This is a genomic window from Stenotrophomonas maltophilia (assembly GCF_002799245.1).
Classification (GTDB): Bacteria; Pseudomonadota; Gammaproteobacteria; order Xanthomonadales; family Xanthomonadaceae; genus Stenotrophomonas; species Stenotrophomonas maltophilia_S.
In genome coordinates, this window is the sequence record NZ_NEQV01000001.1 from 838826 (window position 1) to 861042 (window position 22217).

The 22217-nt window shown below is 68.1% G+C and carries 23 protein-coding genes; 14 read left to right on the forward strand and 9 right to left on the reverse strand.

Features of this window, described 5'->3' with window-relative positions; translation table 11 throughout:
- The first annotated feature begins 81 nt into the window (after positions 1-81).
- The gene (locus tag B9Y64_RS04030) at positions 82-501 is read left to right on the forward strand and encodes a hypothetical protein (RefSeq protein WP_100439564.1); all 420 of its coding nucleotides are present in this window, start codon (positions 82-84) and stop codon (positions 499-501) included.
- 88 nt (positions 502-589) lie between these two features.
- On the opposite strand, the gene B9Y64_RS04035 is transcribed toward B9Y64_RS04030, so the two are convergent.
- Positions 590-2050 carry an NAD(P)(+) transhydrogenase (Re/Si-specific) subunit beta gene (locus B9Y64_RS04035; protein WP_100439565.1) on the reverse strand — a complete coding sequence of 487 codons (1461 nt, stop codon included), beginning with the start codon at positions 2048-2050 and terminating at the stop codon, positions 590-592.
- Complete coding sequence (locus tag B9Y64_RS04040) at positions 2047-2367, reverse strand: NAD(P) transhydrogenase subunit alpha (protein WP_005408173.1); 321 nt, start codon at positions 2365-2367, stop codon at positions 2047-2049. Before B9Y64_RS04040 ends, B9Y64_RS04035 begins: the two co-directional genes overlap by 4 nt.
- A gap of 97 nt (positions 2368-2464) precedes the next feature.
- On the opposite strand from B9Y64_RS04040, the gene B9Y64_RS04045 reads away from it, so the two are divergent.
- From B9Y64_RS04045 to B9Y64_RS04055, 3 genes are read left to right on the forward strand one after another with little or no spacing between them, the layout of a single operon-like run.
- Complete coding sequence (locus B9Y64_RS04045) at positions 2465-3049, forward strand: RNA polymerase sigma factor (RefSeq protein ID WP_100439566.1); 585 nt, start codon at positions 2465-2467, stop codon at positions 3047-3049.
- The gene (locus tag B9Y64_RS04050; RefSeq protein WP_100439567.1) at positions 3046-3372 is read left to right on the forward strand and encodes a hypothetical protein; all 327 of its coding nucleotides are present in this window, start codon (positions 3046-3048) and stop codon (positions 3370-3372) included. Before B9Y64_RS04045 ends, B9Y64_RS04050 begins: the two co-directional genes overlap by 4 nt.
- A 3-nt stretch (positions 3373-3375) precedes the next feature.
- Complete coding sequence (locus B9Y64_RS04055) at positions 3376-3837, forward strand: DUF3106 domain-containing protein (protein WP_100439568.1); 462 nt, start codon at positions 3376-3378, stop codon at positions 3835-3837.
- A gap of 146 nt (positions 3838-3983) precedes the next feature.
- Here B9Y64_RS04055 and B9Y64_RS04060 read toward each other — a convergent pair whose 3' ends face one another.
- Both B9Y64_RS04060 and B9Y64_RS04065 read right to left on the reverse strand, forming a co-directional pair.
- A complete protein-coding gene (locus B9Y64_RS04060; RefSeq protein ID WP_100439569.1) occupies positions 3984-5063 on the reverse strand; it encodes an NAD(P) transhydrogenase subunit alpha in 1080 nt (359 codons plus the stop codon).
- A 52-nt stretch (positions 5064-5115) separates the two neighbouring features.
- Entirely contained in the window at positions 5116-7437 is a 2322-nt protein-coding gene (locus B9Y64_RS04065) for a DUF1631 domain-containing protein (protein WP_100439570.1), read from the reverse strand.
- A 331-nt stretch (positions 7438-7768) separates the two neighbouring features.
- Here B9Y64_RS04065 and B9Y64_RS04070 point away from each other — a divergent pair, with 331 nt between their 5' ends.
- The 4 genes from B9Y64_RS04070 to B9Y64_RS04085 are packed head-to-tail and all read left to right on the forward strand — an operon-like array spanning position 7769 to position 10623.
- Positions 7769-8350: a nitroreductase family protein gene (locus tag B9Y64_RS04070; protein ID WP_100439895.1), complete on the forward strand. Its 582-nt coding sequence runs from the start codon at positions 7769-7771 to the stop codon at positions 8348-8350.
- Entirely contained in the window at positions 8347-9282 is a 936-nt protein-coding gene (locus B9Y64_RS04075) for a 5'-3' exonuclease (RefSeq protein ID WP_100439571.1), read from the forward strand. The genes B9Y64_RS04070 and B9Y64_RS04075 overlap by 4 nt, the downstream gene beginning before the upstream one ends.
- Complete coding sequence (locus tag B9Y64_RS04080; RefSeq protein WP_100439572.1) at positions 9279-9833, forward strand: NUDIX hydrolase; 555 nt, start codon at positions 9279-9281, stop codon at positions 9831-9833. Before B9Y64_RS04075 ends, B9Y64_RS04080 begins: the two co-directional genes overlap by 4 nt.
- Complete coding sequence (locus B9Y64_RS04085) at positions 9826-10623, forward strand: N-formylglutamate amidohydrolase (protein ID WP_100439573.1); 798 nt, start codon at positions 9826-9828, stop codon at positions 10621-10623. Before B9Y64_RS04080 ends, B9Y64_RS04085 begins: the two co-directional genes overlap by 8 nt.
- A 197-nt stretch (positions 10624-10820) precedes the next feature.
- Here the strand turns inward: B9Y64_RS04085 and B9Y64_RS04090 are convergent, their stop codons facing one another.
- Positions 10821-12227 (reverse strand): MFS transporter, encoded by a 1407-nt coding sequence (locus tag B9Y64_RS04090; protein WP_100439574.1) that lies wholly within the window; start codon positions 12225-12227, stop codon positions 10821-10823.
- Between the two features lie 105 nt (positions 12228-12332).
- On the opposite strand from B9Y64_RS04090, the gene B9Y64_RS04095 reads away from it, so the two are divergent.
- On the forward strand, positions 12333-13217 hold the full coding sequence (locus B9Y64_RS04095; protein WP_100439575.1) for a LysR family transcriptional regulator: 885 nt from the start codon (positions 12333-12335) through the stop codon (positions 13215-13217).
- Positions 13218-13315: 98 nt separating this feature from the next.
- Here B9Y64_RS04095 and pip read toward each other — a convergent pair whose 3' ends face one another.
- Complete coding sequence (gene pip, locus B9Y64_RS04100) at positions 13316-14257, reverse strand: prolyl aminopeptidase (RefSeq protein WP_100439576.1); 942 nt, start codon at positions 14255-14257, stop codon at positions 13316-13318.
- A gap of 48 nt (positions 14258-14305) precedes the next feature.
- Positions 14306-15163 (reverse strand): peptide chain release factor N(5)-glutamine methyltransferase, encoded by an 858-nt coding sequence (gene prmC, locus B9Y64_RS04105; protein ID WP_100439577.1) that lies wholly within the window; start codon positions 15161-15163, stop codon positions 14306-14308.
- A 322-nt stretch (positions 15164-15485) separates the two neighbouring features.
- Between prmC and ahpC the strand changes: the two genes are divergently transcribed.
- From ahpC to B9Y64_RS04130, 5 genes are all read left to right on the forward strand, one after another.
- Complete coding sequence (gene ahpC / locus B9Y64_RS04110) at positions 15486-16049, forward strand: alkyl hydroperoxide reductase subunit C (protein ID WP_014036055.1); 564 nt, start codon at positions 15486-15488, stop codon at positions 16047-16049.
- A gap of 225 nt (positions 16050-16274) precedes the next feature.
- Entirely contained in the window at positions 16275-17867 is a 1593-nt protein-coding gene (gene ahpF, locus B9Y64_RS04115) for an alkyl hydroperoxide reductase subunit F (RefSeq protein WP_100439578.1), read from the forward strand.
- Between the two features lie 85 nt (positions 17868-17952).
- On the forward strand, positions 17953-18915 hold the full coding sequence (locus B9Y64_RS04120) for a LysR substrate-binding domain-containing protein (protein ID WP_100439579.1): 963 nt from the start codon (positions 17953-17955) through the stop codon (positions 18913-18915).
- Positions 18916-19038: 123 nt separating this feature from the next.
- A complete protein-coding gene (gene rnk / locus B9Y64_RS04125; protein WP_014036052.1) occupies positions 19039-19443 on the forward strand; it encodes a nucleoside diphosphate kinase regulator in 405 nt (134 codons plus the stop codon).
- Between the two features lie 50 nt (positions 19444-19493).
- A complete protein-coding gene (locus B9Y64_RS04130) occupies positions 19494-20450 on the forward strand; it encodes a transaldolase (RefSeq protein WP_100439580.1) in 957 nt (318 codons plus the stop codon).
- A gap of 646 nt (positions 20451-21096) precedes the next feature.
- Here B9Y64_RS04130 and msrA read toward each other — a convergent pair.
- Both msrA and B9Y64_RS04140 read right to left on the reverse strand, forming a co-directional pair.
- Complete coding sequence (msrA, locus tag B9Y64_RS04135) at positions 21097-21762, reverse strand: peptide-methionine (S)-S-oxide reductase MsrA (RefSeq protein WP_165929946.1); 666 nt, start codon at positions 21760-21762, stop codon at positions 21097-21099.
- Between the two features lie 30 nt (positions 21763-21792).
- Positions 21793-22056, reverse strand: coding sequence for a DUF2007 domain-containing protein (locus B9Y64_RS04140; protein ID WP_100439582.1), 264 nt, complete (start codon positions 22054-22056; stop codon positions 21793-21795).
- Between the last annotated feature and the right edge of the window lie 161 nt (positions 22057-22217).

The following is a 22217-nucleotide window of genomic DNA, read 5'->3' on the forward strand; positions in this document are numbered from 1 at the left end:
CATTCTAGCCCAGCCGCCCCGGCACCGCCGGTGCACTGCGGCAAACCACAGTATCCTGTAGGTGATCTTCAGGGAGCTTCGATGTCCTCCAATGCCGCGCGTGCCAGGACCGTGACCTGGCTCTGGCCCCTCATGCTGTTGCTGGGTCTGCTTGTTGCTCCCCTCGCCTGGATGGTGCTGGCGCTGATCACCGGCCGACAGGTCGGCTGGATGGCGGTACTGACCGCCCTGGAACTGGTGTTCATGCTGCGCCTGGGCACGCTGGGCCCGGGCCGGCTGCGCGTCGCCCTGGTCGTGCTCGGCACCCTGCTGGTGGCCGCCGTGGCCAACTGGGCCATTGCCAGCGCCTGGATGGGGGGCTCGATCGGCCTGGACCTGTGGGACGCCACCACGCGGATGGGCCCGCACCTGGCCTGGACCCTGATCACCCTCGCCAATGGCGCGATGGAATGGCTGTGGCTGGCCCTGGCCGTGGCCTTGGGCGCCTGGCTGGCGCGCTGAGCGCGCAGATCCACGCCGTGCGTGGGTGGGGGCCCCGGAAAGTGGGGTCAGAGCCCTTTCCTGCGGAAAGGAATCCGCCCCCGAGCCCTCAATGCCCGCCGTCGAGTGCCTTCAGCTCGCTCACCAGCGATGCGGCCGCTTCGGCGCCGTCGCCATACAGCATGCGGGTGTTGTCAGCGTAGAACAGCGCATTCTCGATACCGGCAAAGCCGGTGCCCTTGCCGCGCTTGATCACCACCACGTTGCGCGCATTGACCACGTCCAGCACCGGCATGCCATAGATCGGGCTGGCCGGATCGGTGCGTGCCACCGGATTGACCACGTCGTTGGCACCGATCACCAGCACCACGTCGGTGTTGGCGAACTCCGGGTTGATGTCGTCCATGTCGGCGATCAGGTCATAGGGCACGCCGGCTTCGGCCAGCAGCACGTTCATGTGCCCGGGCATGCGCCCGGCGACCGGGTGGATGGCGAACTTCACCTTCACCCCGCGCTGGCCCAGCCGCTGTGCCAGCTCCCAGATCTTGTGCTGGGCCTGGGCCACCGCCATGCCGTAACCGGGCACGATCACCACGCGTTCGGCATAGGCCATCATCGCGGCGACGTCCGAGGCTTCGATCGGCTTCTGCGCGCCTGTAATCGCCTGCGCTTCACCACCGGCGCCACTGCCGAAGTTGGAGAACAGCACGTTGCGGATCGGCCGGTTCATCGCCTTGGCCATCAGCCGGGTCAGCAGGATGCCCGCCGCGCCGACCATCATGCCGGCGATGATCAACGCCTCGTTGCCCAGCACGTAGCCCTCGAACGACACCGCCAGGCCGGTGAACGCGTTGTACAGCGAGATCACCACCGGCATGTCGGCGCCACCGATCGGCAACGTCATCAGCACGCCCAGTGCCAGCGCCAGCACGAAAAAGGCGACGATCGCCCAGGTGTTGAGCGTGCTGGCCGCGATGATCGCCAGCACCACCACGGCCAGCGCCACCAGCAGGTTCATCACCTGCTGGCCGGGCCAGGTCACGCGCTTGTCCAGGCGTCCATCCAGCTTGGCCCAGGCGATCACCGAACCGGACAGTGACACCGCACCGATCGCCGCACCGACCACCGCCAGCAGCAGCACCATGCCCGACGGCTGGCGCGCGGCCAGGTCGGCCAGCGCCTGCGCACTCCAGTGGCTGGTATCGCGGTTGGCAAGGAAGGCATAGCGCAGCAGCTCCACCGCGCCGATCGCCGCCGCCGAGCCACCGCCCATGCCGTTGTACAGCGCCACCATCTGCGGCATGTCGGTGATGGCAACCCTGCCGGCCGACCACCAGGCCAGGCCCGCACCCAGCAGCAGTGCCACCAGGATCAGCGGCACGTTGTGCAGTTCAGGCAGGAAGAAGGTCGCCACCGTGGCCAGCAGCATGCCCAGCCCGGCCCAGCGGATGCCGCTGCGCGCGGTCAGCGGCGAGGCCATGCGCTGCAGGCCCAGCAGGAACAGCGTGGCGGCGGCGAGGTAGCTGGCCTTGACCAGCCAATCGAGCAGTTCGACGGTGCTGATGTTCAAGCCTGCGGCTCCTTCGGTTCGTCCTTGCCGCCCTTGGGCGCGCTCGGCTTGAACATTTCCAGCATGCGCGCGGTGACCACGTAGCCACCGGCGGCGTTGCCGGCACCGAGCACCACGGCAAGGAAGCCCAGCGCCTTCTCCAGCGGCGTCTGTGCATGCCCCAGCACCACCATCGCACCGATCAGCACGATGCCGTGGATGAAGTTGGAGCCCGACATCAGCGGGGTGTGCAGGATCACCGGCACCCGCGAAATGATCACGTGGCCGGCGATGGCCGCCAGCATGAAGATGTACAGCGCCACGAACCCGTCACTCACTGGCAACGCTCCCGCTCTGTCTTCGTCGCCCCATCATAACCACGGGCTGAACCCGCGCGCACCCGGCGTCAACCGCGGCGGCGCTCACGCGTTGTCGATGGTGACCCCGAGCGAGGAACCGTACCCTGTGCTGGTGAGCAGCCCCGTCCCCCCGAGCGCCGAGACCGATGCCCTGCCGGCATCGCTGGAGGCGTTCCTGGCCAGCGTCGGCCCGCGTGCGTTCCGCTTCGCCGAGGCCGGCCTGCGCCAGCGCGAAGACGCCATGGACGCCGTGCAGGACGCGCTGCTGCGCATGCTGGATTACGCCGACAAGCCGGCGGCCGAATGGGCGCCCCTGTTCTGGAGCATCCTGCGCCGCCGGGTGATCGACGTGCAGCGCCGGCGCCGCTTCCGCCTGCCGTTCTGGCGCGACAACCAGGACGCCGAGGGCGGCGAGATCGACTGGGCCGACCCCGGCCCGGACCCGGCACAGGCGCATGAGCAACGCCAGCAGTACCAGCAGCTGGTGGACGCGTTGCGCAGCCTGCCCGCCCGCCAGCGCGAAGCCTTCACCCTGCGCGTGCTGCAGGACCTGGACGGGGCGACCACCGCCCGCGCCATGGGCTGCAGCGAAGGCGCGGTAAAAACCCATCTGGCACGCGCCCGGCAGGCGCTGCAGGACTACCTGGAGACCCACCCGTGAACCGCTCCCTGCCTTCCGATGACACCCTGCGCGGCCTGCATGCGCAGTCGCTGCAGTCGCTGTCGCCGGCCACGCTGGCACGGCTGCGCCAGGCCCGCCACGGCGCCACGGCCGCCCATCGCGGGCGCTGGCGCTGGTGGCTGGCCAGCACCTGTTCGCTGGTGGTGGCCCTGGGTATCGGCCTGCAGTTCACTGGCCATGGCACGCTTGCAGGCCCGTCGCCGGCACCCGTGATTGCCTCGGTGGAAGACAACAGCCCGCTGTACGACGAAAATCCCGACTTGTACCTGTGGCTGGGCGATACCGACCTGGCGATGGAGTAAATCATGTTCCGACTGCCTACCCTGCCGCTGCTGTTGAGCCTGTCGCTGCTGCCGGCCGTCCCGGCGCTGGCGCAGAGTGCCGCGCCCGCCCCTGCCACTCGCCCCGCGGCGACCGCCCCATTGCCCGCGTGGGAGCAGCTGAGCGAATCCCAGCGCGAATCGCTGCTGGCGCCGCTGCGCGACCGCTGGAACAGCGCCGATGCCGGCCAGCGCCAGCGCATGCTGTCACACGGCCAGCGCTGGCAATCGATGAGCCCGGAGGAGCGTGACAAAGCCCGCCGCGGCCTGCGCCGCTTCGAGCACATGAGCCCGGAACAGCGCGAGCAGGCGCGGGCCCTGTTCGGGCAGATGCGCAACATGCCGCCGGCACAGCGTGACGCCCTGCGCGAGCGCTGGTCGCAGATGACGCCGGAACAGCGCCGGGACTGGGTACGCGACAACCCGCCACCGGCGAAGCCGCGGTAAGGCCTCCGCCAGTCAGGGGCTACCCTTTGTAGAGCCGAGCCCATGCTCGGCTGCTCTCATGCCCAGCTGCATGCCGACCAGATCGCTAGCATCCCGGCTGCGCGCGAGCCGAGCATAGGCTCGGCTCTACAGCATTCTCGTCAGGGTCACGCCTGCCAGCGGGTCTTCGCCAGCAGCTCGTCTTCCCAGTCGAACGCCAACGCCCCGTCGCGCACGAACAGGGCGACGAAGTTGAGCAGGTTGCGGGCATACATCTCGCTGGCCTGGGTCGCGCCGCGGCTGGCCAGGCCCAGCGGGCCATCGATGGTCACGCCCTGGTGTTCGATGCATTGCCCCGGCTGGGTCAACCCGCAGTTGCCGCCGCTCTCGGCGGCCAGATCGACGATCACGCTGCCGGTGGCCATGCCCTCCACCATCGCCGCGGTCACGATGGTCGGTGCCGGGCGGCCGGGTACCGCCGCCGTGCAGATCACCACATCCACGCTGCGCAGGTGGTCGGCCAGCCGACGCTGCTGCTCGGCGCGCTCCTCATCGGTCAGCGCCCGCGCATAGCCGCCCTCGCCCGCCGCGCTGACCCCAAGGTCGAGGAAGCGCGCGCCCAGTGACTGGATCTGCTCGCGGGTTTCCGGGCGCACATCGAAACCTTCCACCTGGGCACCGAGACGGCGTGCTGTGGCGATGGCCTGCAGGCCTGCCACGCCGGCACCGATCACCAGCACCTTGGCCGGCCGCACGGTGCCGGCGGCGGTGGTCAGCATCGGGAAGAAGCGCGGCGCGCGTTCGGCGGCGATCAGCGCCGCCTTGTAACCGGCCATGCCGGCCTGCGAACTGAGTACATCCATCGCCTGCGCACGGGTGGTACGCGGCAACTGCTGCAGCGGGAACAGCTGCAGGCGATCATCGGCCGCCAGTGCGGCCAGCGCCGGATCGTTGGCCGGGGCCAGCAGGCCAACCACGCTGGCACCGTGCTTGAGCTGCTCCAGCACGGCAGCAGGGGGCGCCTGCACGCACAGCAGGATATCGATCTCCGCCCAGCGGCCCGCGTCGAAGACACGTGCGCCGGCCTCGTCATAGGCGGCATCGGTGAAGCCGGCGGCCAGGCCGGCGCCAGCCTCGTACCAGACGACAATGCCCAAGGCACCGAGCTTGCGCGCGGTTTCCGGCGTCAACGCCACGCGCCGTTCACCCGGCGCGGTCTCCTTGATCCCCAGCAACGCCACGGCCATGCAGGTCCCCGCTGATCGGTGAGTTTTCCCGATCCTAGCAGGCGGCCAGCGCTCAGTGCAGGGTGGCGCTGCCCGGGTCGAGGCGGTCGATCACGCCCTGCATGGCGCTGTCGAAGGCACCATCGTCAACGTGGGCACGCAGCCGGCCCAGCCGCACCATCACCGCCAGCTCTTCCGGCGAGGCCACGCAGAAGCGCACACCGCGACGGTTGACGAACAGCAGGCGCGAGGAAATCGGGCTGACCCAGGACAGCTTGCCGGCCTGCACCTTGCCGTCCTTGTCGACGAAGTCCAGCCAGTTGCCGATTTCCATGCGGCGGAAGCGGTCGGCATCGGCGTTGTCGAAATCATCGGTGTCGATCTGGCCACCCAGCTCCACCGCGGGCGATTCGGCCACCGGCGGTGCCGGCAGCGCGACCTGCGGCAGCTCGGGCAGCGCGCGCTGCAGTTCCGGCCGCGACTCGGCGATGCCCTGCAGCGTGTCATGCAAGGCGTCGATCGCTCCGGTGGCCGCATCGCCGTGCACGCCGACGCTGGCAAACACCTTGGCCAGCACCGGCTGCCAGGCCTGCAGCCACGGCTTGCCGACGATCTGGCGGCGGGCCTCGGCCACTTCCTCCAGCAGGCCGTCGCCAAGGCTCAATGCCTCGGCCACCGACGCGCCTTCTTCGCCTTCGCGCAGCAGCGCCAGGGTCAGATGGTGCTGCCACGGCTGGCGCAGGAACTCGGCAATGGCCGGCGGCAGGGTGGCGTCGCCGATGCGGCGGTCCAGTTCCGCACTGGCCCGGCTGCGGGCCATTTCCAGCTTTTCCTGCCCGCGCTGCGTTTCCGCAGCCCGTCGCTCGGCGATTTCCACGCGGCGGCGATGCTGCACCAGGAACTCGCGGAATTCTTCTTCCAGGGTCAGGAAGATCGCCAGGTTCTCGTTGAACTCGGCCACCAGGCGCTCGATGATCTCCTCGACCTTGGCCATCAGCATGCGCTCGGCCTGGCTCTCGCCGGTGTTGCCCTCGCAGGCCTCGGCCAGCGAGTTGAGCAGCTTGCGCGCCGGATGGGTCTTCTGCACGAACATGCGGCGGTCGAGCATGGCGACCTTGACGAAGGGCACCACCAGGCGGCCGATGAGTTCGCGCGAGCGGCCTTCCAGTTCACGCTCATCCAGCATCACGTCGAACAGCATGCCGACCAGGTCGATCGCATCCTCGTCCTGCGGGTCCAGGCGGGTCTGGCCTGGGTCCACGCCGAGCTGGGTGGCGCTGGACAGCACTTCGCTCTTCAGCCGCTGCGCCAGCGATTCGCCGTCCTCGCCGATGGCTGCACGCAGCGTCGCGCTGGGCGTGGCCTGCAGCAGCGACAGCACCGACATCATTTCGCGCTGGCTGAGCGGACGCTGCTGGCCAATCGCCACCTGTGCGGCCGACGTCGCGTCCTCGCGCACGTGGCGGGTCTGCTGCAGCAGTTCGTGCAGCGCTTCCAGCAGCATGCCCTGCTGGCCCGCGTAGGCCTCGCCGCTGCCGCCGTCTTCGCCGCCCAGATGCTGCTGCATGTGGCCACGGCGTTCGGACCAGCGCGCGGCAAAGCGCTGCGCCCAGGCCGGTGCGGCCTGCTCGTCATCGCTGAACCCGGGATCGAAGCCTGCACCCTGGCGCTGTTCGACCAGATCATCCAGCATCCCGGCCATGCGCGGATCCGGCGCCGCCGCCAGCGGACGCTGCGGCGCCCCCATCTGCGACATCACGCCGGCTGCGGCCAGCTGCTCGTCCAGCTTTTCGTAGATGCGGCCGACCGGTGCGCGCAGGTCGCGCTCGCACAGCTTGATCAGCACCAGATGCACTTCCGGCGCCAGTTCACAGCCGGCAAAGGCCTCGTGGATGGCCACGCCCAGATGTTCGGGGCTGATCGGATTGTGGTCGGCGTCCAGTTCCGCGCCACCGATCAAGCGGCCCAGGCGGCGGTCCAGCCGCGCCAGCACCGGCTTGAAATCGCGCAGCAGCACGGTGGCAAAGTTGCGCACCGCCAATCGCGATTCCAGTACGTGTTCAGCCAGCAGGCTCAGGCCATCCTCGGCCGGCCCGGACAGGGTCGCCTCGGCTGACAGCGGCTCACCGGCCGCCAATGCGGCCCAGGCCTGCTGCAGGTGGCCGGCGAAGGCCGCAGCGATGTCCTCACGGCGGCGGCGCAGTTCGCGCATCGCGTCAAGGAACAGCAACTGCGACGAGCCGGCATTGCCGGCGCGGTCGAACAGGGCATCGTCGAAACGCGCCAGTGCGGCCCCGAAGGCCTGGCACAGCGCGGGCAGGACCATGTCCCGGGCAAGCTGGAGCTGGGCCGGGTCACGGCCCGGCGATCCCATCGGTGTGGGCACGCTCATCATTCGGGAAGGCTCCCCACCTTCTCTGGTACGACAGACAGCATGGACATCGCGACGACCGGCACACCCCATGTACCGGTACGTCGATGGTAGGCCGGCCAGCCCGTCGCGGACAGTGAAACAGTCCTCACTTCAAACCTCATGACCGGCGGCCCGGCAAGACAGATATCGTAAGCCGTGCAAGGCCCACGAGGCGAGGGGAAGCGGCTGTCCGTTTCCCGCCAGTGGCATGATGTTCATCACAGTTTGGTATTCAGGGACCGGACGCGACACAGACGGCGTCATTGACCGCCCCGACTATAATCAAACACCCGTGATGACCGGTTCAGACTCCATGCCCGACCCCGCTGCCCTGCTCGCCCTGGATGCCCGCCGCTCGGTGCCCTCGCGGCAACTGGGCGAGCCCGGGCCGGACCCGGCCACCCTGCAGCGGATGCTGGCCTCGGCGGTGCGCGTGCCCGACCACGGCAAGCGCGTGCCGTTCCGCTTCCTGAAAATCGCCGGCGATGCACGTCACACTCTGGGAGACTTCCTGGCCGAACGCAGCCGCCAGCGCGACCCGCATGCGGGCGAGGCCGTGTTCGAGAAGGACCGCCAGCGTTTCAGCCATGCACCACTGGTGATCGTGGTAGTGGCCAGCCCGCGCCCGGACCCGAAGGTGCCCGAACAGGAACAGCTGATGACCGCAGGCTGCGTCTGCTTTGCCCTGCTGCAGGCCGCGCAGGCGCTGGGCTTCGGCGCGCAGTGGCTGACTGCCTGGATGGCGTTCGACCCGGTCGTACAGGCGCACCTGGGCCTGGCAGAAGGCGAAGGCATCGCTGGCTTCATCCACATCGGCACGCCCAAGGCTGCCGTCCCCGAGCGCGAGCGCCCCGACCCGGCGGCCCTGCTGCGCGACTGGACGCCGCCGGCATGACCCTGCCGGCTCCACCGCCGTCGCTGTACCTGGTCGACGCCAGCATCTACGTGTTCCGCGCCTGGCACTCGCTGCCGGACCAGTTCCAGGACGCGCAGGGCTGGCCAACCAATGCGGTGCACGGCTTCGCCCGTTTCCTGCTGGACCTGCTGGAGCGCGAGCGCCCGCGGCACATTGCCATCGCCTTCGACGAAGCGCTCGACAGCGGCTTCCGCCACCGGCTGTATCCGGCCTACAAGGCCAACCGTGATCCGGCCCCGGAGGCGCTCAAGCGCCAGTTCGTGCACTGCAAGGCCCTGTGCGCGGCGTTGGGCCTTGCCGTCCTGGCCCACCACGAATACGAGGCCGACGACCTGATCGGCAGCGCCCTGCACGTGCACCGTGGCAGCCATCGCGGGGTGATCATTTCCGCCGACAAGGACCTGTCGCAGCTGCTGGCCGACCACGACGAGCAGTGGGACTACGCCCGCAACCAACGCTGGGACGTGGCCGGAGTAAAGGCGCGGCATGGCGTGCACGCGCACCAGATCGCCGACTACCTGGCGCTGTGCGGCGATGCGGTGGACAACATTCCCGGTGTCAGTGGTGTCGGCAGCAAGTCCGCCGCCGTGCTGCTGGCCCACTTCGGCAGCATGGATGCGCTGTACGAACGCCTGGACGAAGTGCCGTTCCTGCGCCTGCGTGGCGCTGCGCAGATGGCGGTGAGGCTGCGCGAGCAGCGCGAGCACGCCCAGCTGTGGCGCCAGCTGACCACCATCGCGTTGGACGCGCCTCTGGAGGGCAGCCAACCCGGGCTGCTGCGCCAGTCAGCCGATCCAGAGCTGCTCGGTGGCCTGTGCCAGACCCTGCGCTTCGGCCCGATGACCCGCCGCCGGCTGTTCGATGCCGCCGGCGTGGCCGACCCTCTTCCCATCCATAGCGAGCCCGCATGAGCCAGCGCAATACCGAAGCCCCGCGCGTCGTCTACGAAGGCAAGTACCAGCGCATGCTGGTGCGCGGCACCTGGGAATACAGCGAACGCACCCACGCCGGTGGCCTGGCCGCGATCATCATCGCCGTTACCCCGGAGGACAAGGTGCTGTTCGTTGAACAGTTCCGCGTACCGCTGCAGGCCCCCACCATCGAGATGCCGGCCGGCCTGGTCGGCGACATCGATGCCGGCGAGTCGATTGAGGTCTCGGCCGTACGCGAGCTGGAAGAAGAAACCGGCTGGACCGCCGACCATGCAGAAGTGCTGATGATCGGCCCGACGTCTTCCGGCGCCAGCAGCGAGAAGATCGCCTTCGTGCGCGCCACCGGCCTGCGCCGGATCGGCGAAGGTGGCGGCGATGACAGCGAGGACATCACCGTGCACGAGATTCCACGCGGCGAGGCTGCTGCCTGGCTGGTGCAGAAGATGGGCGAAGGCTACGAGCTGGATGCCAAGCTCTGGGCCGGACTGTGGATGATCGAGCATCATCTGGACGGACGTCCGCGTGGCTGACGCCGACCTGCACGCGCTGCCTGCGTTGCTGGGCGCCGACGACCCGGCGATCTACACCGTCCACCGGCCGCAGGGCGCTTCGCCGTACCTGCTGCTGGCCGATCACGCCGGCCAGCAGGTGCCGCATGCGCTGGCCGGGCTCGGCCTGGCCCAGGCCGAGCTGGACCGCCATATCGGCTGGGACATCGGCATCGCCGGCACCACCCGCGCATTGTCTGATCGGTTGGATGCCTGGGCGATCGAACAGACCTACTCGCGGCTGCTGATCGACTGCAACCGCCCACTGGCCTCGCCGACGCTGATTCCGGAAGTGAGCGACCACACCGTGGTCCCGGGCAATGCCGGACTGTCGGCGGCGCAGCGCCAACAGCGCATCGATGCGATCCACGCGCCCTACCATGCGCGCATCGACGCGGAACTGGATGCGCGCCGCGATGCCGGCCGCCCCACCCTGCTGGTGATGATGCACAGCTTCACCCCGGCGATGAACGGGATGCAGCGGCCGTGGCATGCCGGCGTGCTTTACCACCAGGACACGCGCTTCGCCCATGCCCTGCTGCAGGCACTGCGCGACGAACGCGACCTGGTGGTGGGTGACAACGAACCGTATTCGGTCAGCAGTACCAGCGACTACGCGGTACCGGTGCACGGTGAAGGCCGCGGGCTGGTGCATGTGGAACTGGAGATCCGCCAGGACCTGATCGCCGATACCGCAGGGCAGCAGGCCTGGGCGGAACGTCTGGCACGGATCTTCAGCGCGTTGCAGCCGCCGTTGCTGGCATTGGGATGACCCCATCCATGCAGGGCGTGGACCCATGGGAGACCGGTAGTGCCGGCCGCTGGCCGGCAGCTGCAATGATCCGACGCCCCTGAGCTTGCCGGCCAGCGGCCGGCACTACTGCAATAGGCGTTGCGCCGATGGCGGCCAAGCCATCCTTGCAGGGCGTGGCCCCATGGGGAGTCGCGCGCCGCTGCCTGGCCTTTCGATCATGCGTCGTTGGCCAGGCAGGCGCTCGCTGCCGGGTCCGCCGGGCGCAGGCCCAGCGCGATAACCACACCGAACAGGGCGAACAACGCCGCGCCGTATTCGGCGCGCACCAGCCCGGCCAGCGCACTCGGCGAACCGGCGGCCCCTGCATCGGCATTGGCCACCATCACCAGCACCGCCAGGCCCAACGCGCCGCCGATCTGCTGCGCGGTGGCCGCCATGCCCGACGCCACGCCCTGCTGCGCGGAGGGAACGCCCTGCCCGGCCACGATCCACATCGAGGTCCAGGTCATGCCCTGGCCAATGCTCAGCACCACCACGCCGGGCAGCAGCGGCCAGAAGTTCGCTGCGTGCGGCAGTGCCGCCGCCACTCCGGCAATGCCGACGGCACCGGCCAGCTGCCCGACCACCAGCACCCTGCGCGCGCTCCAGCGCTGCAGCGTCCACTCGGCCAGCTGGATGCCGACCGTGCACACCGCGGTGGCGGGCAGGAACGCCAGGCCGGCCTGCAGCGGGCTCCAGCCGTAGCCGTCCTGGAAGTACAGCGCCATGAAGTAGTACTGCACCCCATAGCTGCTCATGAAGGCGAAGGTCAGGCCCAGTGCCGCGCGCAGTCCGGGCAGGCGCAGCAGCGCGAACTGCATCAGCGGATCGCGGCTGCGTTGTTCGATCTGCACGAACGCCACCAGCAGCAGCACCGACAGCAGCAGGCAGCCCAGCGTGGCCGGTGCGGTCCAGCCCCATTCCGGGCCCTGCACCAGGGTGGTCACCAGCAGGCTGCCGCCGAGAGTGACGGTGATGCAGCCGGCCAGATCGAACGCGCGGCCCTGCGCGCGCGGGCCATCGGCCGGCAACCACGCACCCGCAGCGACCGCGCATGCAGTGGCCAGCGGCACGATCACCGCCAGCACCGCCGGCCAGCCGAATGCCTGGGTCAATACGCCGCCGAGCAACGTGCCCAGCGCCAGGCCCACCGCGCTGGCCATGCTCCAGATCGCCAGCGCGCGGTTGCGCACCGGACCTTCCGCGTACAGCGTGTTGATCAGCGCCAGCGTGGCCGGGAACAACAGGGCCGCGCCGATGCCCTGCGCCGCACGCGCGATGATCAGCAGGGTGGCGTTCGGCGCCAGCGCGCCGAGCAGCGATGCCAGTGCGAACAGCAGCATGCCCAGCCGGTAGAAGCGGCGGCGGCCGATCAGGTCGGCGGCACGGCCCCCCAGCAGCAGGCTGCCGCCGAAGGCGACGGTGTAGGCACTGACCACCCACTGCAGCTGCTGCGCGTTGATCTGCAGCGCGCGCCCCATGTCATGCAGGGCAACGAAGATGATGGTGGCATCCAGGGCAATGATCAGCTGGGCGGTGGCCAGCAGGGCCAGCGCCCAGCGCGGGTGTTTGAGGGGAGGCATCGGCGGTCTGGTGCAGAGGGGGAGCGCAGTCTCATTGATGCAGAGCCATCAATAAACCCCCTGATCGCCATATCTGTCATGATTTTCAGCATGAATGGAACGTCGATGGACCTCAATGCGGTGCGCATGCTGGTGCAGGTGGCCGAAGCCCGCAGTTTCACCGTCGCCGCCGGGCAGCTGGGCCTGAGCCAGTCTGGCCTGTCGCGCGCGATCAGCCGGCTGGAGGCCACGCTGGGGGTGAAGCTGCTGCAGCGGAACACCCGCAACGTGGCGCTGACTCCGGATGGCCGCCAGTTCGTCGATCAGGTGGCGCCCCTGCTGTGTGGTTTCGAGGATGCCGAACGCCAGTTGGCCGATCGTCCCTGCACGCCCGCGGGCACCCTGAAGATCAGCGCGCCCTCGATGTTCGGGCGCAAAGTGCTGGTACCCCTGCTGGGGCCATTGCTGCAACGGCACCCGCAGCTGCAGGTGGAGGCCGTGCTCAGCGATCGCCTGGTCGATCTGGTCGAGGAAGGCTTCGACGCCGCGCTGCGCACCGGCGTCATCGCCGACCAGCGCATCGTCGCGCGCCCGCTGCGCCCCTTGCGCTGGGTGACGGTCGCCAGCCCGGACTACCTGGCCCGCTGTGGCGCACCGGACGCTGTGGCTGCGTTGCAGGGCCACGCCTGCCTGGCGGTGCGCAACCTGCGCAGCGGCCGGCTGGTGGACTGGCAGTTCCTGCAGGACGGCCAGCTTCATGAATTCACCCCGCCCGCGCGGATGGTGTTCGACAGCGGCGATCCGCTGGTGGAAGCGGCCATCGCCGGTATCGGCATCGTGCAGGTGATGGATTTCGCGGTGGCCGATGCGTTGGCTGACGGCCGCCTGCAGCGCGTGCTGCAGCCGTTTGAGGGACGCAACCGCGCGCTGTCGCTGATCTACCCCCCGTCGCGCCAGCATTCGCCGAAGCTGCAGGTGTTGGCCGAAGCGCTGTTGGCCGGGCAGTGGTAGATCCACGCCATGCGTGGATCGGGTTCCACACCGGGGTCAGAGCCCTTTCCGTGGGAAAGGGCTCTGACCCCTCGCCAGCCAGCGGCCGGCACTGACGATCAGGCGAAACTATCGGTGGCGCGCACCAGCGCGTCGATGTTCTCGGCTTCGAACGCGGAGTGACCCGACGCCGGGGTGATTTCCAGCTTCGCCTTCGGCCACACCTTGGTCAGGTCCCAGGCGTTGGCCAGCGGGCAGACCACATCGTAACGGCCGTGCACGATCACGCCCGGAATGTCGGCGATGCGGTGCGCGTCACGCAGCAGCTGGTCTTCCACTTCGAAGAAGCCACCGTTGACGAAGTAGTGGTTCTCGATGCGGGCAAATGCCAACGCAAAGTGCGGATCTTCGTGGCTGTTGATGAAATCATCGTCCACGTGCAGGAAGCTGGTCGCGCCTTCCCACACCGCCCACGCCTTGGCCGCTTCCAGGCGGGTGGTTTCATCATCGCTGGTCAGGCGGCGGTGGAAGGCCGAGATCAGGTCATGACGCTCCACCGACGGGATCGGCTTGAGGTAATGCTCCCACGCATCCGGGAACAGGCGGTTGGCGCCTTCCTGGTAGAACCATTCCAGCTCCCAGCGGCGCAACATGAAGATGCCGCGCAGGACCAGCTCGGTCACGCGCTGCGGGTGGGTTTCGGCATAGGCCAGCGCCAGGGTCGAACCCCAGCTGCCACCGAACACCTGCCAGCGATCGACCTTGAGGTGTTCGCGCAGCTTTTCGATGTCGGCGACGAGGTCCCAGGTGGTGTTGTCCACCAGGTCCGCGTGCGGGGTGGAACGACCAGCACCGCGCTGGTCGAACAGGATGATGCGGTACTTGGACGGGTCGTGGAACTGGCGCATCTTGTCGCTGCAGCCACCGCCCGGGCCACCGTGCAGCATCACCACCGGCTTGCCGTCCGGATTGCCGCACTGTTCGAAGTACAGCGTGTGGCGGTCGTCGACCTTCAGGGTGCCGACGTCGTAGGGGGTGATGGCGGGGTACAGCGTACGCATGCTTGCAGCTCCAGGGTGATGCCCTGCCGGGGCAGGAGAACCTCCATTCTAGGCCGGACGCCGGCCCAGGGTGATCCGGTCGCGCTGCTCCAGGTCCTGCACGGTCTGCACTTCGGCAAAGCCTGCCGTCTCGAACAGCGCACGGATCGCCGCACCCTGGTCCCAACCGTGCTCGATCAGCAGCCAGCCCCCGGGCCGCAGGTGGGCCTGGCCACCGTCGACGATACGGCGGATGTCATCCAGGCCGTCCACGCCGGAGGCCAGTGCGGTAGCCGGTTCGAAGCGCAGGTCGCCCTGTTCCAGGTGCGGGTCGTCGCTGGCGATATAGGGCGGATTGCTGGCAATCAGGTCGAAGCGCATGCCCTGCAGCGGTGCATACCAGTCGTACCCGCCCTCGGCGAAACGGACATTGCCCAGTTCATGGCGGGCGGCATTGCGCGCGGCCACGGCCAGCGCACCCTGGCTGGCATCGGTGGCCAGCACCTGTGCCTGTGGCCGTTCGCTGGCCAGCGCCAAGGCGATCGCGCCGCTGCCAGTGCCCAGGTCGGCCAGCTGCAGCGCCTGGCCTGATGGCAATCGCTGCAGCGCCAGCTCGACCAGCAGCTCGGTTTCCGGGCGCGGGATCAGCGTGGCCGGGTCGACCTCCAGGTCCAGCGTCCAGAATCCGCGGCGGTCGGTCAGGTAGGCGACCGGCTCCCCGGCCACGCGACGGGCCAGCAACGCCTCGAAGGCGGCCTGGTCGGCGGCGGCCAGCGGATCGGTGGCATGGGCGAACAGCCAGCTGCGCGGACGGTCCAGCACATGCAGCAGCAGCAGCTCGGCCTCGTGGCGGGCTTCGATGCCGCCCAGGCGGGCGCTGGCCTCGGCCACGATCTGGCGCAGGGTGGGTTCTGTTTTGAAGGGCATGCCGCAATTGTAGAGCCGAGCCCAGGCGCGGCTGCTGCAGGCGCAGGCGAGCATGGGCTTGGCTCTGCAAAAGCCGGGATCCGTTCAGGTTCCGTCACAGGGCATAAGGAGGGGCTATCGGCCCCACTCAGCGGTCCTGGGAGATTTTCCTTGTCACACAGTCAGTTGCAGGATGAGAGCGGCGAAGTTCAGTGCCCGCTCATCGGCCTTTGATAGTCTGCGTCTATCAAATAGATGCAATCAATGGATTGTTCTTATCGCGAGCGAATCGGTAACCTAGCTCCTGTCGATTCACCCACTCCCCTTCACCAGAGGAAAAATGATGTCCCTCATCAACACCCAGATCCAGCCGTTCGAAGCCAACGCTTACCACAATGGCGAGTTCATCAAGGTTTCCGACAACAGCCTGAAGGGCCAGTGGTCCGTCCTGATCTTCATGCCGGCCGCCTTCACCTTCAACTGCCCGACCGAGATCGAGGACGCGGCTGACCATTACGCCGAGTTCAAGAAGGCCGGCGCCGAGGTCTACATCGTCACCACCGATACCCACTTCTCGCACAAGGTGTGGCACGAAACCTCGCCGGCCGTCGGCAAGGCCCAGTTCCCGCTGGTCGGCGACCCGACCCACCAGCTGACCCGCGCCTTCGGCGTGCACATTGAAGAAGAAGGCCTGGCCCTGCGCGGCACCTTCATCATCAACCCGGAAGGCGTGATCAAGACCCTGGAGATCCACTCCAACGAGATCGCCCGTGACGTCGCCGAGACCCTGCGCAAGCTGAAGGCTGCCCAGTTCACCGCCGCCAACCCGAACCAGGTGTGCCCGGCCAAGTGGAAGGAAGGCGAGAAGACCCTGACCCCGTCGCTGGACCTGGTCGGCAAGATCTAAAGCAGTACCGGCCTGCCATGGCCCCACGCCACGGCTCGCCCTTCATCCCCGTGCCGGTCCCCCCGCCGGCGTGGGGGTGAACCCAAGACAGCCAACGCCCGCTCGCTTTGGCCAGCCAGCCCCTTCCACGATCGCTGTCTTGGGTTCACCCCTACCCCCTGCTGGTCCGCTACCTTCTACAGCGGTGCCACGCCCCCTGTTTGCCTGAAGCCAGGAGAAGACCCGATGTTGGACGCCAACCTGCAGTCGCAGCTGAAGACCTATCTGGAGCGCGTGACCCGCCCGATCCAGATCACCGCGCACGCCGACGATGGCGCCAAGTCGCAGGAAATGCTGGAGCTGCTGCAGACCCTGGACAGCCTGTCGGACAAGATCTCGCTGCAGGTCCTGCGCGATGGCCAGGGCCGCGTGCCGTCCTTCGACCTGGGCACCCCGGGCCAGGACATCCACCTGACCTTCGCCGGCCTGCCGATGGGCCACGAGTTCACCTCGCTGGTGCTGGCGCTGCTGCAGGTCGGCGGCCACCCGTCCAAGGCCACCGCCGAGCTGATCGAGCAGGTGCAGAATCTGGAAGGCGAATACAGGTTCGAAACCTACTTCTCGCTGTCGTGCCAGAACTGCCCGGACGTGGTGCAGGCCCTGAACCTGGCCGCGGTGCTCAACCCGCGCATCCAGCATGTGGCCATCGACGGTGCGCTGTTCCAGGATGAAGTCGAGAAGCGCGAGATCATGTCGGTGCCGACCGTGTACCTCAACGGTGAAGTGTTCGACCAGGGCCGCATGACCCTCGAGCAGATCGTGGCCAAGCTGGACACCAATGCCGGCAAGCGCGATGCCGAGAAGATCGCCGCCAAGGACGCCTTCGACGTGCTGGTGGTGGGCGGTGGCCCGGCCGGCGCTGCAGCGGCGATCTATGCCGCACGCAAGGGCATCCGCACCGGCATCGCCGCAGAGCGTTTCGGCGGCCAGGTGCTGGATACCATGGCGATCGAGAACTTCATTTCGGTGAAGGAGACCGAGGGCCCGAAGCTGGCTACGGCGCTGGAGCAGCACGTGCGCGAGTACGAGGTGGACATCATGAACCTGCAGCGCGCCAGCGCGCTGGTGCCGGCCGGTGAAGACGGCCTGGTGCAGGTGCAGCTGGAGAACGGCGCGGTGCTGAAGTCGCGTTCGGTGATCCTGTCCACCGGCGCGCGCTGGCGGCAGATGAACGTGCCGGGTGAGGACCAGTACCGCAACAAGGGCGTGGCCTACTGCCCGCACTGTGACGGCCCGCTGTTCAAGGGCAAGCGCGTGGCCGTGATCGGCGGTGGCAACTCCGGCGTGGAAGCGGCCATCGACCTGGCCGGCATCGTGTCGCATGTAACCCTGCTGGAGTTCGATTCCAGCCTGCGCGCCGACGAAGTGCTGCAGAAGAAGTTGCGCAGCCTGGCCAACGTCACCGTGTTGACCAGCGCCCAGACCACCGAAGTGCTGGGCGACGGCAGCCGCGTCACCGGCCTGGTCTACAAGGACCGTGTCGGCGGCGACGCCCACCGCGTCGAGCTGGAAGGCATCTTCGTGCAGATCGGCCTGCTGCCCAACACCGAGTGGCTGAAGGATGTGGTGGCGCTGTCGCCGCGCGGCGAGGTCGTCATCGACGACCGCGGCCAGACCAACCTGCCGGGTGTGTTCGCCGCTGGCGATTGCACGACGGTGCCCTACAAGCAGATCATCATCGCCATGGGCGCCGGCTCGACCGCCGCACTGAGCGCGTTCGACCATCTGATCCGCTCGTCGGTGAGCAACAGCAGCGGTGCCGTTGCTGAAGCTGCCTGATCCACCGTTCCCAGATCACCGGGAACATTGTCTGCCTGTCGGGTAACCATGCCGTCAGCCGGTCCGTTACCCCTGGGGTGTAAGGATGAACCTACGTGATCTGAAGTACCTGGTAGCCCTGGCCGACCACAAGCATTTCGGCCGGGCTGCCGCCTCCTGCTTTGTCAGCCAGCCCACGCTGTCCACGCAGATCCGCAAGCTGGAAGAAGAGCTGGGCCTGCCGCTGGTGGAACGCGCGCCGCGCAAGGTGATGCTGACGCCCGCCGGCCAGGAAGCGGCGGCACGGGCCCGGGTGATCGTGTCCGAAGTGGAACAGCTGAAGGAAGCGGCGCGGCGCAGCCGCGATCCGGAAGCCGGTACGGTGCGCCTGGGGATCTTCCCGACCCTGGGCCCGTACCTGCTGCCGCACGTGATCCCGCGCATCCGCGATCGCTTCCCGGAGCTGGAACTGCTGCTGGTCGAGGAAAAGAGCGATGTGCTGCTGGACCGCCTGCGCGAAGGCAAGCTCGATGCGGCGTTGCTGGCCCTGCCGGTGATCGACGACCAGCTGCATGCCGAGTTCCTGTTCGAGGAACCGTTCCTGCTGGCCGTATCCGGGCGCCACCCGCTGGCACGTCGCGAACACCTGGACGTGCAGGAACTGGCCACGCAGAAGCTGCTGCTACTGGAGGACGGGCATTGCCTGCGCGACCAGGCACTGGAAGTCTGCCGCCTGTTCGGCGCCAACGAGAAATCCGAGTTCCGCGCCACCAGCCTGGAAACCCTGCGGCAGATGGTCGCCGCCGACGTCGGCATCACCCTGCTGCCCAGCCTGTCGGTGCAGCCGCCGGTCCCGCGCTCGAACAACATCCGCCTGCTCGATTTCACCGGCGAAGGCCGTCCCAGCCGCCGCATCGCCATGATCTGGCGCCGCAGCTCGGCCATGAACGACTTCCTGATGGAGCTGGCCGATCAGTTCAAGCGCCTGCCGCAGGCGCTGTTCACCCTGGAGGCGGTGAACGCCGCCGCCGATACGGCAGCCCTGCCCGGCCCGGCGCTGAACGGCTGAGCCCCCACAGTACCGGCCTGGAATCGGCAGGAGTCGATTCCGGTCGCATTTGTCCCCACAATACAGACAGGCGGCGCCAGCAGGTGCCGCCTTTTGCATGGCTTTCAACCAAGGAGCTTCACCATGAACACCGCCAGCGGCCTGCCGCCGTCGATCACCGTCTCCACCTTCGACATGGACCGCCTGGACGCCATGCTCGAATCCCCTGCGCTGAGCCAGACGCCTGCCGCGCTCGCGCTTGCTGAAGAACTCAACCGGGCCACCGTGCTGGCACCGGACCAGATTCCCGAAGGCATCGTCATGATGCATTCGCGCGTGGAGTGCGAAGATGAAGTGTCGGGCGAAAAGCACGTCCTGACCCTGGTCTTCCCCCGCGAAGCCAACGTCGACGAAGGCAAGGTCTCCGTGCTGGCCCCGGTCGGCAGTGCCCTGCTCGGCCTGGCCATCGGCCAGAGCATCGACTGGAATGCGCCCGGCGGCCGCAAGCTGCGCCTGCGCGTGACCGCGGTCCACAACGACCGCCCCTGATTACCGCTGCGCACCGCGCGCGATTCGATCCCCCTGCACCAGGAGCCGTAATGAGTACCCCGTCCAAACTGTCCCAGCTGCGCGAACTGTCCGTGGTCGTTGCCGATACCGGTGACTACGAGGCGATCAAGCGCCTGCAGCCGGTGGACTGCACCACCAACCCGACCCTGGTGAAGAAGGCGCTGGACCTGCCGGTCTACGCCGAGCTGATCGAACGTGAACTGGCTTGGGGCCGCCAGCAGGCCGGCGACCGCGAAGCCGTGGTGCACGCCGTGGCCGACCGCCTGACCATCGGCGTCGGCGCGCTGCTGAGCACGCTGGTGCCGGGCCGCGTGTCCACCGAAGTGGATGCCGACCAGGCCCACGACACCGCTGCCACCGTGGCCAAGGCCCGCCAGTTCATCCAGATGTACGCCGATGCCGGCGTGCCGCGCGAGAAGATCCTGATCAAGATCGCCGCGACCTGGGAAGGCGTGGAAGCCGCGCGCATCCTGCAGGCCGAAGGCATCGACTGCAACCTGACCCTGATCTTCAACCCGACCCAGGCCCTGGCCTGCAGCGAAGCCGGCGCGTTCCTGATCTCGCCGTTCGTCGGCCGTATCCTCGACTGGTACGTGGCCAATGGCCAGGCCCCGGCCACCATCGACGAAGACCCGGGCGTGAAGTTCGTGCGCGGCGTGTATGCCGAGTTCAAGCGCCGCGGTTCGCCGACCGTGGTGATGGGCGCTTCGTTCCGTTCCACTGCGCAGATCGAAGCGCTGGCCGGCTGCGACCGCCTGACCATTTCGCCGGACCTGCTGGAGAAGCTGGACGCCGACCACGGCGAGCTGCCGCGCAAGCTGGTGGCCGGTGCGGCCGATGGCGTGGCGGTGACGCCGATCGATGCGGCGAAGTTCGCAGCAGATCTGGCCGCCGATCCGATGGCCACCGAGAAGCTGGCGACCGGTATCGATGCGTTTGCCAAGGATCTGCAGGCGCTGCGCGAGCGCATTCGTTCGGAACTGTGATTCCGGCCAACGGCTGAGCCCCTCGTGGCGGGTCGGTTGGTCGCGAAAGGCATGAAGCAAAAGCCGCGCTGGGTCGGGCGGGTTGGGTTCGCGGGAGACGCCGTGAATCCATCCCTGGAGGCTTGGCCGCCGCATCCATGCGGCGGACACTCCCGCGAACCCAACCCGCCCGCCCTCTGACAGTTTCCGGTGGCCGCCCGCCACGGAAGAAAGAAAGAAGAGCAAACGCGGGTCGCGCGCTTCGCTTGCTCGCAGCCGAGCATGGCTCGGCTCTACAGGAAGCAGAAGCAGAAAAGAAAAAGGACGCGGCGAAAGCCGCGTCCTTTTTCTTTTCCATCAGTTCGTCAGTAACCCAATGCTCCTGCCCACCGTCGCCGGGAAACTGTCGAAGGTGGGACGGGGGCGGCTGGCAGGACCGTTGGCGCCATGGATGGCGCCATCGAGCCCCCATGGGTGAGGGCGCTTTGCTTGCGAAGCACGGCTTCGCAAGCGCCCGAACGCACAGCCGCCAGCGGCTGGGCCGGACCGCAAAGCGGGGTTTACGGCGTGTCCTGCCAGCCGTCCCCGTCCCGCCAAACCATCAGCAACCCAGAGCCGCTTTGGATGTTGATGTTGATGTTGCCCGCCGCAGGCGGACCTCCGCGCGTCAGCGCGGCGCCTCCACATCCAGGCCGATCGGGCAGCTCACCCCGGTGCCGCCGATACCGCAGTAGCCGTTCGGGTTCTTCGCCAGATACTGCTGGTGGTAGTCCTCGGCGTAGTAGTACTCCGGTGCCGGGTACACGATCTCGGTGGTGATCGGGCCGTAGCCGGCCGCATCCAGCTGCGCCTGGTAGGCCTCGCGGCTGGCCAGCGCAGCGGCGTACTGCGCCTCGTCGGTGGCGTGGATCGCCGAGCGGTACTGGGTGCCGGTGTCGTTGCCCTGGCGCATGCCCTGGGTCGGGTCGTGGCTTTCCCAGAACAGCTGCAGCAGCCGCTCCAGGCTCACCACTGCCGGGTCGAACACCACCTGCACCACCTCGGTATGGCCGGTCAGGCCAGAGCAGACCTCTTCATAGGTCGGGTTCGGGGTGATGCCGCCGGCATAGCCGACCGAGGTGCTGTACACGCCCGGTTCGGTCCAGAACTTGCGCTCGGCGCCCCAGAAGCAGCCCAGCGCGAAGCGGATCTGCTGCAGGCCCGCGAAACGGTCCTTCAGCGGATGGCTGTTCACGAAGTGCTGGTTGCTGTGCAGCGGCAGCGGCTGCTCGCGTCCCGGCAGCGCCTCTTCCGGGCGCGGCAGGCGCTGCTTGAAGGCCCCGATGCCGAGGATGCCCTGGCCAATTCCCAACATGATGCGCTCCTACGCCGGCAGTCCGGCCATATCGTCTGCATCGGAAATGGGGTCGTCCGCGGCCTGGCCCAAGTCCAGCGCGGCGATGATGTCCTCCGCCTGCGGCCGCGCCGCATCGGGGATGCCGACCCGCAGTACGCCGAACAACGGCAGCTCGCCCATGCCCCCCAGCAGCTGCTCGCCGAACACGAAGGCGGGGATGCCGGCGTTTTCCAGCGCATGCTTGACCAGATGGGCGTCGAACAGGTTGTCGGCCTTGTACACGATGTGCATGCGGCGGCTCCTTGGGGCAGGGGTCCAGCATACGCCCGGGGGATGAATGGTGGCGGTGACGCCGGATGACCGTTCCGCCGGCCAGCGGCCGGCGCTGCCGGAAGATGGGCTGGCAGTGCCGACCGCCGGCCGGCACCCCCAGATGCCACCGGGCAACCCTT

What these genes read in the sequence shown, in the direction of transcription:
- B9Y64_RS04030 (WP_100439564.1), top strand. Translation starts at nt 82, where the DNA reads ATGTCCTCCAATGCCGCGCGTGCCAGGACCGTGACCTGGCTCTGGCCC.
- B9Y64_RS04045 (WP_100439566.1), top strand. Translation starts at nt 2,465, where the DNA reads ATGGTGACCCCGAGCGAGGAACCGTACCCTGTGCTGGTGAGCAGCCCC.
- B9Y64_RS04055 (WP_100439568.1), top strand. Translation starts at nt 3,376, where the DNA reads ATGTTCCGACTGCCTACCCTGCCGCTGCTGTTGAGCCTGTCGCTGCTG.
- B9Y64_RS04060 (WP_100439569.1), bottom strand. Translation starts at nt 5,063, where the DNA reads ATGGCCGTGGCGTTGCTGGGGATCAAGGAGACCGCGCCGGGTGAACGG.
- B9Y64_RS04065 (WP_100439570.1), bottom strand. Translation starts at nt 7,437, where the DNA reads ATGATGAGCGTGCCCACACCGATGGGATCGCCGGGCCGTGACCCGGCC.
- B9Y64_RS04070 (WP_100439895.1), top strand. Translation starts at nt 7,769, where the DNA reads ATGCCCGACCCCGCTGCCCTGCTCGCCCTGGATGCCCGCCGCTCGGTG.
- B9Y64_RS04075 (WP_100439571.1), top strand. Translation starts at nt 8,347, where the DNA reads ATGACCCTGCCGGCTCCACCGCCGTCGCTGTACCTGGTCGACGCCAGC.
- B9Y64_RS04080 (WP_100439572.1), top strand. Translation starts at nt 9,279, where the DNA reads ATGAGCCAGCGCAATACCGAAGCCCCGCGCGTCGTCTACGAAGGCAAG.
- B9Y64_RS04090 (WP_100439574.1), bottom strand. Translation starts at nt 12,227, where the DNA reads ATGCCTCCCCTCAAACACCCGCGCTGGGCGCTGGCCCTGCTGGCCACC.
- B9Y64_RS04095 (WP_100439575.1), top strand. Translation starts at nt 12,333, where the DNA reads ATGGACCTCAATGCGGTGCGCATGCTGGTGCAGGTGGCCGAAGCCCGC.
- pip (WP_100439576.1), bottom strand. Translation starts at nt 14,257, where the DNA reads ATGCGTACGCTGTACCCCGCCATCACCCCCTACGACGTCGGCACCCTG.
- prmC (WP_100439577.1), bottom strand. Translation starts at nt 15,163, where the DNA reads ATGCCCTTCAAAACAGAACCCACCCTGCGCCAGATCGTGGCCGAGGCC.
- ahpC (WP_014036055.1), top strand. Translation starts at nt 15,486, where the DNA reads ATGTCCCTCATCAACACCCAGATCCAGCCGTTCGAAGCCAACGCTTAC.
- ahpF (WP_100439578.1), top strand. Translation starts at nt 16,275, where the DNA reads ATGTTGGACGCCAACCTGCAGTCGCAGCTGAAGACCTATCTGGAGCGC.
- B9Y64_RS04120 (WP_100439579.1), top strand. Translation starts at nt 17,953, where the DNA reads ATGAACCTACGTGATCTGAAGTACCTGGTAGCCCTGGCCGACCACAAG.
- rnk (WP_014036052.1), top strand. Translation starts at nt 19,039, where the DNA reads ATGAACACCGCCAGCGGCCTGCCGCCGTCGATCACCGTCTCCACCTTC.
- B9Y64_RS04130 (WP_100439580.1), top strand. Translation starts at nt 19,494, where the DNA reads ATGAGTACCCCGTCCAAACTGTCCCAGCTGCGCGAACTGTCCGTGGTC.
- B9Y64_RS04140 (WP_100439582.1), bottom strand. Translation starts at nt 22,056, where the DNA reads ATGCACATCGTGTACAAGGCCGACAACCTGTTCGACGCCCATCTGGTC.